19 protein-coding genes and 1 pseudogene are annotated in these 14,142 nt (G+C 33.8%); all 20 read right to left on the bottom strand.

Going from position 1 to position 14,142, the window contains the following annotated elements; translation table 11 throughout:
• Positions 1-15: 15 nt before the first annotated feature.
• Positions 16-2,403, bottom strand: a complete 2,388-nt coding sequence (locus BPMYX0001_RS13835) for a penicillin acylase family protein (RefSeq protein ID WP_006095427.1) — start codon at positions 2,401-2,403, stop codon at positions 16-18.
• 224 nt (positions 2,404-2,627) lie between these two features.
• Positions 2,628-3,008, bottom strand: a complete 381-nt coding sequence (locus BPMYX0001_RS13830) for a hypothetical protein (protein ID WP_003198562.1) — start codon at positions 3,006-3,008, stop codon at positions 2,628-2,630.
• Positions 3,009-3,129: 121 nt separating this feature from the next.
• Positions 3,130-3,744 (bottom strand): immunity protein Imm33 domain-containing protein, encoded by a 615-nt coding sequence (locus tag BPMYX0001_RS13825; RefSeq protein WP_006095426.1) that lies wholly within the window; start codon positions 3,742-3,744, stop codon positions 3,130-3,132.
• 33 nt (positions 3,745-3,777) lie between these two features.
• On the bottom strand, positions 3,778-4,344 hold the full coding sequence (locus BPMYX0001_RS13820; RefSeq protein ID WP_006095425.1) for a DUF1444 family protein: 567 nt from the start codon (positions 4,342-4,344) through the stop codon (positions 3,778-3,780).
• A 124-nt stretch (positions 4,345-4,468) separates the two neighbouring features.
• Positions 4,469-5,005, bottom strand: a complete 537-nt coding sequence (locus tag BPMYX0001_RS13815) for a SecY-interacting protein Syd (RefSeq protein ID WP_006095424.1) — start codon at positions 5,003-5,005, stop codon at positions 4,469-4,471.
• A gap of 221 nt (positions 5,006-5,226) precedes the next feature.
• A complete protein-coding gene (locus BPMYX0001_RS13810; protein ID WP_006095423.1) occupies positions 5,227-5,958 on the bottom strand; it encodes a DUF4261 domain-containing protein in 732 nt (243 codons plus the stop codon).
• Between the two features lie 83 nt (positions 5,959-6,041).
• Positions 6,042-6,287, bottom strand: a complete 246-nt coding sequence (locus BPMYX0001_RS13805) for a bacteriocin immunity protein (protein ID WP_050774411.1) — start codon at positions 6,285-6,287, stop codon at positions 6,042-6,044.
• A complete protein-coding gene (locus BPMYX0001_RS13800; RefSeq protein WP_033798999.1) occupies positions 6,280-6,672 on the bottom strand; it encodes an immunity 22 family protein in 393 nt (130 codons plus the stop codon). The genes BPMYX0001_RS13805 and BPMYX0001_RS13800 overlap by 8 nt, the downstream gene beginning before the upstream one ends.
• Before the next feature lie 108 nt (positions 6,673-6,780).
• On the bottom strand, positions 6,781-7,257 hold the full coding sequence (locus tag BPMYX0001_RS13795) for a DUF6985 domain-containing protein (RefSeq protein ID WP_006095420.1): 477 nt from the start codon (positions 7,255-7,257) through the stop codon (positions 6,781-6,783).
• A gap of 820 nt (positions 7,258-8,077) precedes the next feature.
• Positions 8,078-8,169: pseudogene (locus BPMYX0001_RS34950) on the bottom strand (DUF4870 domain-containing protein); the annotation flags it as partial.
• A 152-nt stretch (positions 8,170-8,321) separates the two neighbouring features.
• Positions 8,322-9,164: an SDR family oxidoreductase gene (locus tag BPMYX0001_RS13790; RefSeq protein WP_006095418.1), complete on the bottom strand. Its 843-nt coding sequence runs from the start codon at positions 9,162-9,164 to the stop codon at positions 8,322-8,324.
• A 237-nt stretch (positions 9,165-9,401) separates the two neighbouring features.
• Entirely contained in the window at positions 9,402-9,797 is a 396-nt protein-coding gene (locus tag BPMYX0001_RS13785) for an immunity 22 family protein (RefSeq protein WP_033798998.1), read from the bottom strand.
• Positions 9,798-9,819: 22 nt separating this feature from the next.
• A complete protein-coding gene (locus BPMYX0001_RS13780; RefSeq protein ID WP_240517000.1) occupies positions 9,820-10,203 on the bottom strand; it encodes a hypothetical protein in 384 nt (127 codons plus the stop codon).
• Between the two features lie 70 nt (positions 10,204-10,273).
• The gene (locus BPMYX0001_RS13775; RefSeq protein ID WP_006095415.1) at positions 10,274-10,666 is read right to left on the bottom strand and encodes an immunity 50 family protein; all 393 of its coding nucleotides are present in this window, start codon (positions 10,664-10,666) and stop codon (positions 10,274-10,276) included.
• A gap of 148 nt (positions 10,667-10,814) precedes the next feature.
• Positions 10,815-11,366 carry an SUKH-4 family immunity protein gene (locus BPMYX0001_RS13770; protein WP_006095414.1) on the bottom strand — a complete coding sequence of 184 codons (552 nt, stop codon included), beginning with the start codon at positions 11,364-11,366 and terminating at the stop codon, positions 10,815-10,817.
• A gap of 34 nt (positions 11,367-11,400) precedes the next feature.
• Positions 11,401-11,757: a hypothetical protein gene (locus BPMYX0001_RS13765; RefSeq protein ID WP_006095413.1), complete on the bottom strand. Its 357-nt coding sequence runs from the start codon at positions 11,755-11,757 to the stop codon at positions 11,401-11,403.
• Positions 11,758-11,865: 108 nt separating this feature from the next.
• Positions 11,866-12,222 carry an Imm3 family immunity protein gene (locus tag BPMYX0001_RS13760; RefSeq protein ID WP_018783308.1) on the bottom strand — a complete coding sequence of 119 codons (357 nt, stop codon included), beginning with the start codon at positions 12,220-12,222 and terminating at the stop codon, positions 11,866-11,868.
• Positions 12,223-12,459: 237 nt separating this feature from the next.
• On the bottom strand, positions 12,460-12,957 hold the full coding sequence (locus BPMYX0001_RS13755) for an SMI1/KNR4 family protein (protein WP_033798997.1): 498 nt from the start codon (positions 12,955-12,957) through the stop codon (positions 12,460-12,462).
• A gap of 110 nt (positions 12,958-13,067) precedes the next feature.
• Positions 13,068-13,553, bottom strand: coding sequence for an Imm30 family immunity protein (locus tag BPMYX0001_RS13750; protein ID WP_006095410.1), 486 nt, complete (start codon positions 13,551-13,553; stop codon positions 13,068-13,070).
• 111 nt (positions 13,554-13,664) lie between these two features.
• Entirely contained in the window at positions 13,665-14,030 is a 366-nt protein-coding gene (locus tag BPMYX0001_RS13745) for a hypothetical protein (protein ID WP_006095409.1), read from the bottom strand.
• Positions 14,031-14,142: the final 112 nt, after the last annotated feature.

The raw sequence follows: 14,142 nt of genomic DNA, 5'->3' as shown, positions 1-14,142 counted from the left end.
AATCCGGGATAAATCTTATTGTGGTTTTAGAGTTAATATTTTACCGTCAATTCGATCTGTACGAAGCGTAGTAGCATGATAGTTTCCATTTACCCAATCTTCTATTTGATCATGATACCAGTCACTTTTAAAATGTCCTGATTGTCCTGGTCCTACAATATGATAACCATTTGACATATCCTTTGTATCTATTACAAATCGCCAAGATGCTCCGTGATTCACAATCCCATCATCTCCATAACTTGCTGCTTGAACTGTAATATTACTTCCCCCAACTGGCACAGCCTTTTCACGATTGAAAAAAAAACCAAGTAACTGAGAGGATTGGGACATAGGATGCGTAAAAGAAAGCTTATGGTATTCTCCCCACTTCCATTTCGTTACGTCTGATCCATATTGTTTTTCAAGCTTTTTCATTACCTTTGAATACGATGTATGTAAAACTTCTTTGAAGCCTCCATGTTTAGAAAACCATACACTGTTTTCCCCATTCATCTGCTTCCGTATCAATTGTTCCACAACTTGTTGCTTACCTTCAAATAAACCCATTATACCCTTTGGTATTTCCTTTGAAAATAAAGTATTGGATATTTCTTTCATCCATAAATGAAAGATTAACGGGGCAGCTTTCTCTTTATTATCGTAAAAATCCCAATTTGTCAGCTCTTTTAACCCTTGTTTCTCCACGTCTGATACGTTTACTTTATTCAGTTCTTTCACAAACACTGGAACAAACTCTCTTGCCTGAAGGTTCTTTTGATCCATTTGCAAAGTTTGTAAATCCTTCGTAGTCAATTTATCCTTTTCCTGTAAAAATTCTTGAATACGCATTTGACGATACGGCTGCGCCCAAATATGACTAATATGATACGGATAATCATCATTTATTATTTTATTATTGGCTGTTGATATAAAGCCTTGTTCTGGGTTTATCACCTTTGGAAGTTTATCAAAGGGAATGTAGCCTTCCCATTCATATTCATCTGTCCATCCAGGAACAGGTAAAATTCCATCTCCCTTTTTACGTATCGGTATGTTTCCGTTTGCTTTATAAGCAATTGTGCCATCTGTTGATGCAAATAAGAAATTTTGAGTAGGAGTATGAAAATCTTCCAGCGCTGATTCAAATTCAGTCCAATTTGTTGCTTTGTTCATATTTAATACGGCCTTTAATTCCGCTGAAGGTTCCAATGCCGTCCATCTAAGCGCAAAAACAGCCTCATCTTTATTTTTATAAGCAAATTCTGAAATGACTGGACCGTGTCTAGTAATCGTCACTTCGTAAGGAATTGTTTTTTCACCTTTCACTTTTATAGGTTCATTCACAATCGTAGCTTTTTCCCATTTATCGTTATACAAAAACTCATTGGGATTATCCGGGTTTCTTTTTTCTATATATAAATCTTGTACGTCCGGACCTGTATTCGTGACACCCCAAGCAATTTGTTTGTTATGCCCTAACATAACACCTGGAACCCCTGCAAAAATAACTCCGCTCACATTTATGTCTTTCATCTCCAAATGTGTTTGATACCATATCGATGGTGTCGCCAAAGAAAGATGGGGATCATCTGCTAATATAGGCATTCCTGATGCACTTTTTTCTCCACTTACAACCCAATTATTGCTCCCGTTAGATTCTGGTGGAATAATTGCTTTTGCAAAACCACTGGCCACATTCACATCCAGATTATTTAACAGCGCTAATAGTCTAGGAGCATCCGTTGGATAAGTTGGAAATAATTCATAGGCCTGCTCTTTCGAAAGATGTTGAAGTGCCCAAAATCGAAATGCTTGTCCATGCCAATGACCACCTAAGTCAAAAGCCATATACTTGCCAATCGTTAAAGAATCAACCGGAGTCCATTCAGCAGGCTCGTATCCTAGTAAATGAAACTCTACTGGTAGTTTCCCGTCCTTTTTTGCTTCCTTTATAAATGCATTTACTCCATCAGCAAACGACTCCAATGCATCTTTTGCTTCGCCAGTATATTGGCTTACTGATGCTTCTGCTGCTCGCCTTAGCCCAAGGGTTCGGAACAATTTATCTTTATCTAGCGCTGCCTTCCCAACCACTTCGCCTAATGTTCCAGATGCTTGTCTTCTACTTAAGTCCATTTGAAACAACCGATCTTGCGCCTGAACATATCCTTGTGAAAAATATAAATCATGCTCATTCTCAGCTTTAATATGAGGTACCCCTCTTTCATCTCGTATTACTTGAACCGATTTTTGCAATCCACTGACATGAACCGTCCCTTCTACCTTTGGCATTGACTTCATCACGAATGCATTTACAAAAACTGCCGCGGTAACAAGTAAAAAAAGAAGAATACTACCAAACCAAATGAAATTTTTTTTCCCCTTACCTCTTTTCTTCCGCTGTTTCACAACAACTTCCATACAAACTCCCTCCTTTTTCAATCTATTCGCTCATATTAGGAGAGAAACCTTTCAGATTGAAGAGAGTTGTCATGTACCATCCATCTTTGATATGTAGAATACTATTTATTTTTTACATTCTTATCGTGAACTGTCTCACTCAAAAGATAACGATAAACAAAAAGCCCCAGTAAATTTCGATTTACTGAGACTTTTTGTTTCTTGAATACTCAATAGTAAACTCTTTATCTTGAAAGCATGTCCAATAAAGGAATTTTAAATGCACCAAAAAATCTTGGAATGACAAATGCAACAATCAGAAAAAGCACTTCCACAGCTACCTTTTTCCACTTAGAATTTGGTGCGTACTTCTGATAGAAATAACAGCTGACAAAAGCTAAAAATATACATATCCCACCGATGAGAACTGGATATAAATACGGCATAACTATTGGCGCATATTCTGTACTCATATCAGCATTCGGATCGTCCCAAAACAAAGCTACCGTAACTGCAAAAAAGAAGAAAAATGCAAAATTTATCATATGGAAAACAGTAAGTAAAATAAACATAGTTAATATAATTTTATCCTTAACAACATGAAATAAACTATCTTTATAAGCCACAAATGTTCCTCCCTAAGTAATTGCTTCAATATGTAATAAGGCTCATCCTACACGATTCGATTTTTACACTTTATTGAGATACTAACATTAACAAATGGCTAGGTCTTTTTTCTATACCAGATTATTTATCGTTAATCCTATCCAAAATGTTCACATTATTTTCATCTACCACTGCTTTCACTACATCTTTTTCAAAGATTACAAGAAATGCAGAAGGTAATGTTAATACTTGAATAAGTGAAGGCTTCAATTTTAGTAATTCATATGCATAAAACGCTTCGTACTCTTCTGTATCATCCTCATCATTAATAGGACCTATATACCAACCGGAGTCACCTTTTTCACAATCTGTTGTTCTTTCTAAGTAAATATCATCTAACTTTAATACATCTTTGGCAGCGACAATTTTATCACAAAATCGCAGCAATTCCCCTTCAATTGTTAATGGTTTTAAAAAACTCACTTGTGTTAATAGTATCCATAATGAAATCGTCAAATCATCTGTCATATCTTCAAATGGATTCTTCGTATAATCATGTACAGTAATATGAAATCCATCTTCCCTTTTATCAAGAAAATAAATCGACCAACCAACTTGTATAGAAAACCCATCTATTAATCGATCATTTTCTACTTCAGTTAAAAAATGAAATAACCCTTCTACCTGCACTGCGAAGATCTTTTCCGCCTGAGCAATGAAAGTTTTATCCCCTATCTTCTTAATAAAATTTTCCACTAATTTCTTCCCCTTTTCCTATGTGCTTCATTTTCACTCTGAATAACTCCATTTCCCCTCACTTCTCACCAAAATTTTATCAATCAGTAAATGATCTCCATCTTCCCAAACCTTTTCTATTATTCCTCTCATTTTTTCAATCCCGTTACTAGCATTACAATCACAAAAAACAAGAATATCTCTCGCTGGTATCGCAACTGCATACCCATTTGATACGAATTCTTTTAATGAGTGCTCCCATAAATCGTCTAGAACAATTAAGCTAGCCTCGAAATTCCCGTCAAGAATTAAAGCAAAACACCCTTCCGATAGCGTGTGAACCCGTAGTTCTTTTTCATCTGCTAATTTATAAAGATTATTGATCCCGATTTCTACTAACTGTTCCTCATCCAATCCTTCTTCTGATATATGCTTATTTTGAACATATTGAAAATAATCGTTTTGATGATCCTCAACTAAAAAGGTAATCATTAAATCTTCATTAAAAAATGTATGGACAAAACTATTTTCTTCAGATAAAGTAAAGCATTCTTCCTCAAGATCCTCTTTTACTATTGGTTTTAAGTATGCAACTGCTTCCTTACAAAACCGGATTGTCATATAAATACGCCCCTTTACTTTCTATAACAATACACACCAATTAACAGATATAAAGCCAACAAAACACTACTAATTCATTGGAAGCTTAATCGAGAAATGAGTTCCTTTAAACTTGTACTAACTATCACCTCTTCAAACGTAAATTCAAAATCAATTCTTGTATATTTTCTGAAATTGTTTCAAATGAACTTCTCTCAAAATCTTCCAATTTCACTTTCCCATTTTCATTGTCAATCACAACTAACATTCCATTACCTTCAATACCTATTGGGATATGTTTTAATCTCTCTTGATGGTTCCCCTTATAGCCCTTTAACCGTTCTTTAAATGAATGCAATTCAATATTCGGCAATACCGCTTCTAATTCAATATAATAATTTTTATAAAAACCATTTAATTCAGCAAACCAATAGGAATTAAAGTACGTAATAACCGTTTGATGAAAGTGAATATCCATTTCTTGTTCTAAATGAATAAAGTCGTGTACGATATTTTTTTCTACTGGTTTCCATAGAATATAACCTTCCTCATCTATTTCCCCATCATAAAGAATAGGATTCACTTCTTCAAGAACTGGTGTTTTTAATAGAAAATCTAAACCTTCGTACGCTAATTTTATTCTTAACCTAAAGTATTGTTGCATTGCATTTTTAATAGACACGCATATTCCCCTTTACTTTACTTAATTTTCCCCCTACAAATCTATCATCAAAAATGGATTTATACCTCTTCAGTAAATGCCTAGGTAAATATGCCCCTAAATTAGAAGTACTCCATTCTTATTCACCAGTATCCATATCAACTCTCATCATTTTTACAGTTAGTTATTTACAACAAATCGGATTTCCTGCACCATCTATTCCTATCACAACAAATTTTATACTACGCTTTTTTTACTAACGCCCAAATACCATACTGATTATAAAACAATTCATCTTCTGAAAAATGTTTACACTCCGTATGTTGCAATATAAAATGAGGGTTATCTTCATCTAGGCTGAATGTAGAATAGTCCGTTAAGCTAGGCTTTTCAATCAGATTATACAGACAAAAAACGTTCATTAATTCTTGAGCATATTGCGGGGTTACTTGATCTTTAAAAGTAATTACATCCGGCAGCCCAAAGCAATGCATACCACACGTATAGTAAAAATCATCTTCTGCGACTACTGTTACAAAAGCTTTGAATAATTGGACTTCATCATCTGTATGATACATATCCTTCCAACTTTCAATTGTATTTGCAGTACCTGAGGATTCAACTTTCACGCCCAGCCCTCCAGCTTTTACAAGTGCATTTGCAGCATCAACTAACTTCCTTATCTTTTCAATGGAACCTCCTTCCCCAATTAAATACAGTGCTAAAGAATGTTTTCTAATAAGATCAAGGTCTTCCTCAGTAAATGAATTGTATCCAGCAATTTCAAACGCTTCTGCTACTCGCTCGTCATGTTCATATATATCAACTTCAAAAAAAATACTCGGATTCCCTAGTTTACTCATATAATTCCCAGCAAACATATATCCCTCACTTTTTCTTACAATCGCCTCAATAAGTTCACTTCTATTCTTCCATAAACCAGGTATACATAATACAACTTTTGAACTTTCCATCTAACCCTCTCCTTATTTACAACATTTCTCTATGTAAATACTAATACAATCTCCTTCTAAACTCTCTCATCTACTTATTAAAGTTATTCTTTTTCTTTCTTATAACTTAATGCAAATTCTACTACTTCTTCAGGTGTTAATTCTATATCATTCCAAAATATTAAATCACTAGGTGCTGGATGTGGAACACCGCTATTATTGAATTGTTTCACATATTCGCTATGTTCTGTTTCTGGTAAATCAAGATTATAGATCTTTTTTACAAGTTCAATAAGTTCCTCTCTTCCCATCTGGCTTTTCACATCACTCAACCTCTTAAAGCTATTCATAATAAGGTACAGCACCAACAAATATAAATTCTAACCCCTCATATGTATCTTTCGCTTTCTCTGCATCGTATTGAAAATCATAAAGCACTATAACAGAATTCATACTCGCCGCTACATTTTCTGGTTTCATCAAATCTTTAAATTTCGGAATAATAATCTCACTATAAGAGAAATCCTGTAAAATCTCTTCTATATGTATTTTATGTTCCTCATAAAACATAATTTCGATTTGATCTTCATCATAGTAACCAAAACCGAAATTCACTCCAAATTTTGAATCTATACTATCTCCATCTTCTGTATATTCCATATCAACATATTCTTGAAGATGCTGATATGATTGACTTGTTCCAAGCCACAACGAAGACATTCCTTTATATTCCATATTGCCTCTCCTTATTATACTCTCCATCGTATAGAAACCTGTTCTCTTACTGTGAACGCCCTTATCTTGCAAAACTTTATTCATATGTAAGTTTTCTCGTTCTACAATTTAAATAACAATATCTTGATAACCAACTTCAATAACTTCTTCATTCTCAAATCTTACACCAATACCGTCCTCTTCCCATGTACAATTGAATATTAATCCTAGCCTTCTAACTCCATCTTCGAAATCTGGTAAAATAGTAAGTCCTATAGGATCAACCAACTTTCCTAATTGTTGAGTAGTTGTTATAATTGGTACTATTTCATCAGCAGACTCATCACCTAACATAGCTCTATACTCTAAACATTCTTCTTGATAATATTCGAATATAGCTTGTTCAGCTTCTTGTATAAGTCTATTCGTATCAGCGATGAATTTGCTATAAGCTTCTTCTTGAATTGCAGAAAATACATCATGTTCTTCCTCATCAATAGTTAAAGGAACTATTTTGTCATGACCCAAAATAGCTATTTTTTGTTTTCCGGTCCAATATCCATCATAGATAAGTTCACCAAATAATTTATGGTTTATTTTTTTCATCTATTCATTCTCCTATCGGATACTACTATTCTATTTTTTTGCTGATTATTTATACCGAAATACAAATACATTCCCTAACGGAACATAACCAAAACATACGTTAAAAACTACACCAAAAGACACGATCTACTGTTTGTTGGAAAACAGGCACTTTCATAAAGTTTAATAGTATATCTTTCTCATTTGTCCCAACATATTCATCGTTATCTACATTGTAAAATTGAAGAACTTCCACTTTACTCAATTAAGATTTGAAACCATAATCAATTGGACCCCATTCTTGAATTACTTGTCCATTTCTTTCAATTTTTCCTCCTCCCTGTTTAAATTGTATACTTGAAACTAGACTCAAACCAACTAAAAACAAAGAACAATAAGAAAGCAATATAAATCTGCTAGTTTTTCTACTTTATAGTCTTTATTTTTCGCCTCTAAATACTTCGTTAACTCTTCCCCCTGTTTTCTTGCATACTTCTTCTATGTATTCTTTTCATCTAGTATTCTTGTTGTAAGTAAGTGTTTTACTATTATTTGTAATCATTTCTTGGATTGGGTCACGTACGAGTTTATTGTAAGTTGGCATCGTGATTCCTCCGGTATTTTTGTTTCCCTTCAATTATAATATCTATTCACAAACGATACAGGCACCTTAACAATTTTATTGTAGCTTGTTAAAGTGCCTCTTCATCACTAAATATTCTTTATTACTTCCTTGAAATACTACTCTTCTTCCCTTGACTGTTTTACAATATTGTTAAAATGACCTTGCGTTACACCAGTGCTCCAGATGATTTCTTCTATTAACTTATAAAGCTGATTAGCAATGATATTTGTACACTTCATTTTTACGTGTTATCGCTTTGTACATAAACAGTGATGAAAAATCCCTACAACAGCTGCTAGCATTAACATTGGCAATTGATTGCCATTCTACTCTGGTCTTCCATCATGTTTCAAATAGGATATTTACTCCTTATGAAGAAGAAAAGAGAGTTGAATGAATATAAAGTGTGGGGGAAATACCCAGTTTGAATAATAACAATTAATATTAGTTTTGTAAGTATTTAGCCGTTTACAATTTCCCCACCATTCACGTGCAGAATTTGCCCTGATATGTAAGATGCATCATCGGAGGCCAAGAATACATAAGCAGGTGCCACTTCAAACGGTTGACCAGCTCGCTTCATAGGAACATGGTCTCCAAATGTGGCAAGCCATTCTGGAGGTAAGGAAGATGGAATTAATGGCGTCCAAATTGGTCCTGGGGCCACACCATTAACTCGAATCCCTTGCGATGCCAGTGACGATGACAGCGAACGTGTAAATGAAACAATAGCCCCTTTAGATGCCGCGTAGTCAATTGCATCTTGATCTCCATCATAAGCACTAAGGGATGTTGTATTTATTATGGAGCTCCCTGAATTCATGTATGGCAAAGCAGCTTTCGTAAAAATAAACTGAGAAAAAACATTTGTGTGAAAGGTACTTGCTCGTTGGTTCGAATCTACATCAAGTAGACTATTCCTTATGTATAGTACACCGGCATTATTCACCAAAATGTCAATACGGCCAAATTGGTGAATGGTTTGCATTACTGCTTGTTGGCAATGCTGCTCATACCCAATATCACCTGGAATGGTAATGCAACTACGGCCGTACTTTTTGACATAGAACGCCGTTTCTTTTGCATCGCTGTGTTCATTTAAATATGAGATTGCTATGTCTGCACCCTCTTTCGCGAATGCTACAGCGACAGCTCTACCAATTCCACTATCTCCACCAGTTATAAGTGCTACCTTATTTATAAGCTTACCGGCTGGTTTGTAATTGGGGTTATCAAATATAGGTCTGGGTATCATTAATGATTCAATGCCAGGTCTACCTTGTTGTTGAGGCGGGAAACCCATCACATACACCCCTCTCAGCATTTTTCTATAATGTATTATGATATACAAGAAAATATATCCTTTTCAAAAAATTAAATAGAGGAAGTTTTCATGCGTTCATACTCTCCGAATATTTCTAGTAGCCCTATATTTTTCATTAAAGATTAAACGAAAAATTTAAAACACACTTTTTATGCTTTGAGCGTTTCACCACATTATAAGCAGCAGATACTTTGACCATAAATGTCTTCACCAATATTATTCTTCCCACTCTTCATAAATAACTGCACCAGCATAAACAAGGTGCTTATTTTCAACAGCATTAGCTTCGTTATATTCAAAATCATACACTCTAATCACTGTGTTATAACTCTCTAACATATGTTCCCCATAATAATCTATGAATTGAGATATAATCTTTTCATAATAAGATGCGCCTTCTAATAACAACTGTAAAGATGTAGTTGAAATATCAATAAATGTGATTTCCAATAGATCTTCATTATAATTTATAAAATCAATTTGAAAATCTCTCATAAATTGTGATGGGATTCTATCTCCCTGTTCATCAAATTTTATTTCCACATACTTTTGCAGCATTTCTTTACTCTTGAAATTCCCTAGCCATAGCGATATTACGCCTGGATTTTCGATATTAACCCTCCTTTATTCATTCTTACTCGTTTATTAGGGGTCGTTTTATTTTGAATTCTCCCCACCAACTGCTAGCATCGTCCTCTTCTATTAATAATGCATCCAAACGCTCCCTTTGTTTTGCAGTCTGCCTGGAAGTTTCCATGCCATTTGTAAACACTGCAACTGTTATTTCTCTATTCCCCTCATCCGTTTGCTTAAAAATCCTAAATTGCAGCTTATTTGAAGACAATTCCTCAATTAAATCCTTCATTTTTTCTGAATTCCGACGGTTAACAGCCATTACCGGATATTTATTTTTTATATTGGATTGAATTTCAGATAAAGAGCAATTTGTATAGTTTTTTATTTTCATTAATAAGCGACCTTTAATACTCGATTCAAGAATGACGGAATATGTAGCCAAGTAGCAGCCCTCCTCAAATGTTACATTTTATAAAAAATAGGCGTTCTTAGATTTAGCTACTAAAACTAGGTCAGTGTAGCCCTATTAAACCAGGGGTTATGTTCTCTATTTTTGCCCATCTAAATAAGCATTCAACTTGCATTTGATTTCTACACTTAATTTTTAATACCCCTTCTTCTTCAATAGCATTTATTCCAAATTGATGAATTATATTGTCTGTTCCTATATCTTTGATTATTAAATCTTGAATACAAAAGAATGTAATTTCTATATAAATTACATCCCATTTATTCCATCGTTTCGGTTTATTTTCAACAGGTTCCTTTGTCATGATTCGAATAACTAAAGTCGGACCATCTCTTTTAAGGTGAACATCTAATAACTCTGATTGTTCAAACTCCGGTATCATTCCAAAAATACTTATAAGTGCTTGAGGATTTAAGATTTTAAGTTGATTAATCATTTTTATATGCCTTACTTTCTTCGATTTTCTTTTCAAAATAATGGAGCTCCATCTCAAAATTCAGAGAAAAATATGTAGAGAAACATTAATTATGAAATCCCGATAGATGTCCCAAAGATGAAGTACATCATCTATAAAATACATTCTTTTATTCAGTAAGGTTTTCAAGTTCCTCAGACCAAAATGTATTCTTTTCTACAGCCTTTGAATCGATACGCCTTACTTCATTTTCAAACCAGATACGCACTGATTCCGGAATTTCATTATCTAAAAATGCAAATTCACCATTTATCTGAATCGCTTCATCTATTAACTTAGAAAACAATAGAAGGCTTTCTGCAAATTGATGAATGGAAGAATTAATGAAGATTTCTTCATAGTTGTTGTCGTGATGTAAATAGACTACCTTATTTGTTCTTTCATCAATACAAAGAGGATCTCCAGAACCAGTCGTACCTATAAACCAATAAAACTCAAAATCTATTGGCATGCCAAATTTTCGAGTTACATTCTGCATTAATTCAGTTGCGTTATCAAACTCTATAAATGGAGCAGCCGATGCTGGAAGACCCGCTTCGCTTAAAAACCTTCTCTTATCACTAGATAAATTTGCATGCTGCATTATCTCTCTATCCAATTTGTTTAATGTCCCGTCTCTTTTTTCATTCCATCTATCACAAAATTCTTTAGGTGCAATCATTTCATTACCCCTTTCCTTTTTTCATCCCCATAATTTACTCCTCTTCCATTCTATTGAAATCAATCATTTCCCTAATCGCGAACTCCAGCCATTCCCAAAAATCACCGAATTCCTTCCTCTGTTCAAACCCTTCCGTAGCGAAGTCATGAATCACTTGAACCTTTTGTCCTTTTCCAAATTCAAAGCAGGCAATATCATCATTATCATCTCTTCTAGCAAAAGGAACTAATTTTCTATTTGGATACCTTTCTTTCAAATCAAGAAAGCGTCTAGTTGCTTGTACTGATTCCATCATATACCATAAATCAAAATCCACTAAATGTAATTCAATTGCTTTTCTATATGCTTCTGGATATTCAAACCCATCTATCTTAATAAAATAGCTCCCCACTCAAATTCCCGCTTTCTCATTTATTTTGAGCAAAACAAAGATAAAGCTTTTCTCCCACTCCCTTACCTTCAAATACTTCCTCTTCAGCACGAAAGAGAATAAACCGAGCTATTCTGCTGAAGGATTATAATCAATCTCTACTTTTTCAAGACCTTCCAATACTTTATGTATTCTGTTGGATAAATCTCTTATTTCTTCTTGTGTTAATTCCCCCATTGCGTCTAGTGGATTAAACTTGCTTAATCTCTTTGTTATACCTTTTATATACCCAATGAAAACTTTGTCATGAGTTAACACTATTTCACCTACAGCTGTATCAACAATTACGTCTTCTATTTCTCCGAGATTTATATACTCATAACAAGTTCTCGCAATTGCATCTTTCTGTCCTCTATCTAAAGTTAAAAAGTCATTATAGGCTTCATTAATGGCTTCAAACAATTCATTGTATTCCCAGTTTTCCATTTCAGATTCCTCCATTAGGCATTAATTATCATGTTGAATTTAAAGTAATTGTTTAGGTATGAAAAGCTAAGTCTAATTTAAAATCACCATGTCAGTTCTCCTTTTCGTATCTTTCTCCCATCATTTTGATTATCTACCACTACATTTTACAATCCTAGCAATTTTCAAATCAAAAAACTTGAAAGGCATTGTACAATCAAGTTTTTTACTACTGTTTATTTAAAAATTTATAAATGATTATATGAGTCCATCATAAGCATCTCCAAGTGATACAAAATCACTCTGCATCCAATACCAATACTTCCCCTTATTATGTATAAATCTTTCAAGTAGATCTATAAACGATGTTGCAATGATTTGTGATTCCCCTGCAATTCCATGACGATCAAAGAAGCTATCATAACATTTCCCCAATCTATTTCGATTTAGGTCAATTGTTAAGTATTCCTCTTTTCCATCATTACATATAATATACCAATTGGAAGTAATATCATCTTCACACAGCTCACTTATTATTACTGGATTTGCTAAAATAAATTCTTGTGAGGAGACAATATAAATCGGATACTCCTCATTCTCGAACAAAACCGCTCCTCCGCAAAGACTGTAAAATCCCTTTACATCCTCAGGTAGGATATGCTTCTTCTCATTAATTATCGGTAATCCTGCAGGCTCAAGCACACGACAATCAGATAAAGACTCTATTTGTGCAATGAGTTGACTCATTTTTTTCATTTCTATCACTCCTAAAGTGATATTGATTATATTCTTATTAGCGAATTTGAGTACATTTTTATAGCTACCTTCCTCTCATTTATTGCCACTCAAATTTCTTTTGTACAGTTTCAATTCACTTCATTGATTGCGGAATGACTTAATATAAAATCAACCTTTTCCGCAAATAACTCCGGCATCTCACTCTTTACATTACATAAAATATCTTTCACTATTTGTTTCGTATGCTCATCAACCTGTTGTAAAGCTTTAATATATGGCAAAATTAACTCTTCTGAATTTAAAAGTGTTCGATGAATTCTATCTGCCCAAAATTCTGCCTGGGGTAACATATTTGTTATTCCATTCGCTAACTGTACAAGTCCATCCTCTAATCCATTCCGGCTTGCAATATAAAAAATGGTTTCAATTACATCGCTGTCTGCAGAAGGTTCCGCTACCTCGTCTTCAAATATTTTACAAAGTTCTGGAATCACTTCATTTCCTGCATGAAATGATAGTTCATTTAATATTTCTTCAAATTCTTCAATATCATCGCCTTCATTTTCCATAAAGCGCATTTTATATAAAATAGCAAGTTGTTCTTTATAACTCATGATGTACCTCCCGATTTTATTGATACTCACTAATTACTAGAATACGAAACTCTATTTAAACAATTATGATGAAAAAAACAGCAGAGTTTTTAAAACCTCTGCTGTTTCCTGTTATTTAACTTCTAACGTGAACCAATTATTTATTGAATAGACAAGCGTTACCAAACAGCCGATTACACCAAACCAAATAGCATTAGGATCAATCTTTGAACCAAATAATACTGCTATTAACGATACCATACACAATAGCATCGCTAGACCATTAATCTTAATTTCGACTATATCGCCATTTTTTACTTGCTTTTCTTTACTTCCAAAAAATAATTGATTTGCTTTTATCTTCGCTTCTTTTACATCAGAAGGGAGCGTGTACTCTTCATTATTTTCTAATTTCATTACAACTTCATTATCCACTTTTAAAGCTACTCTTGTAGCCCCACCCATCATACCTGTTGCCCTTATTACTTTTATAGCCATTTTAAACTCCCCTTAAACTTTTGTTCGTCTAATAAAAACCTTCCTACTTTTCAGTCTAGTATATTCCCTACAATTTTTCATCTTTTTTCCATAATTTATATTATCATATTTG

The sequence above is a fragment of the Bacillus pseudomycoides DSM 12442 genome (assembly GCF_000161455.1).
In the GTDB taxonomy this organism is placed as follows: domain Bacteria; phylum Bacillota; class Bacilli; order Bacillales; family Bacillaceae_G; genus Bacillus_A; species Bacillus_A pseudomycoides.
The sequence above is the reverse complement of the archived record's forward strand: the minus strand, read 5'-3'. Positions and strand labels throughout refer to the sequence as shown.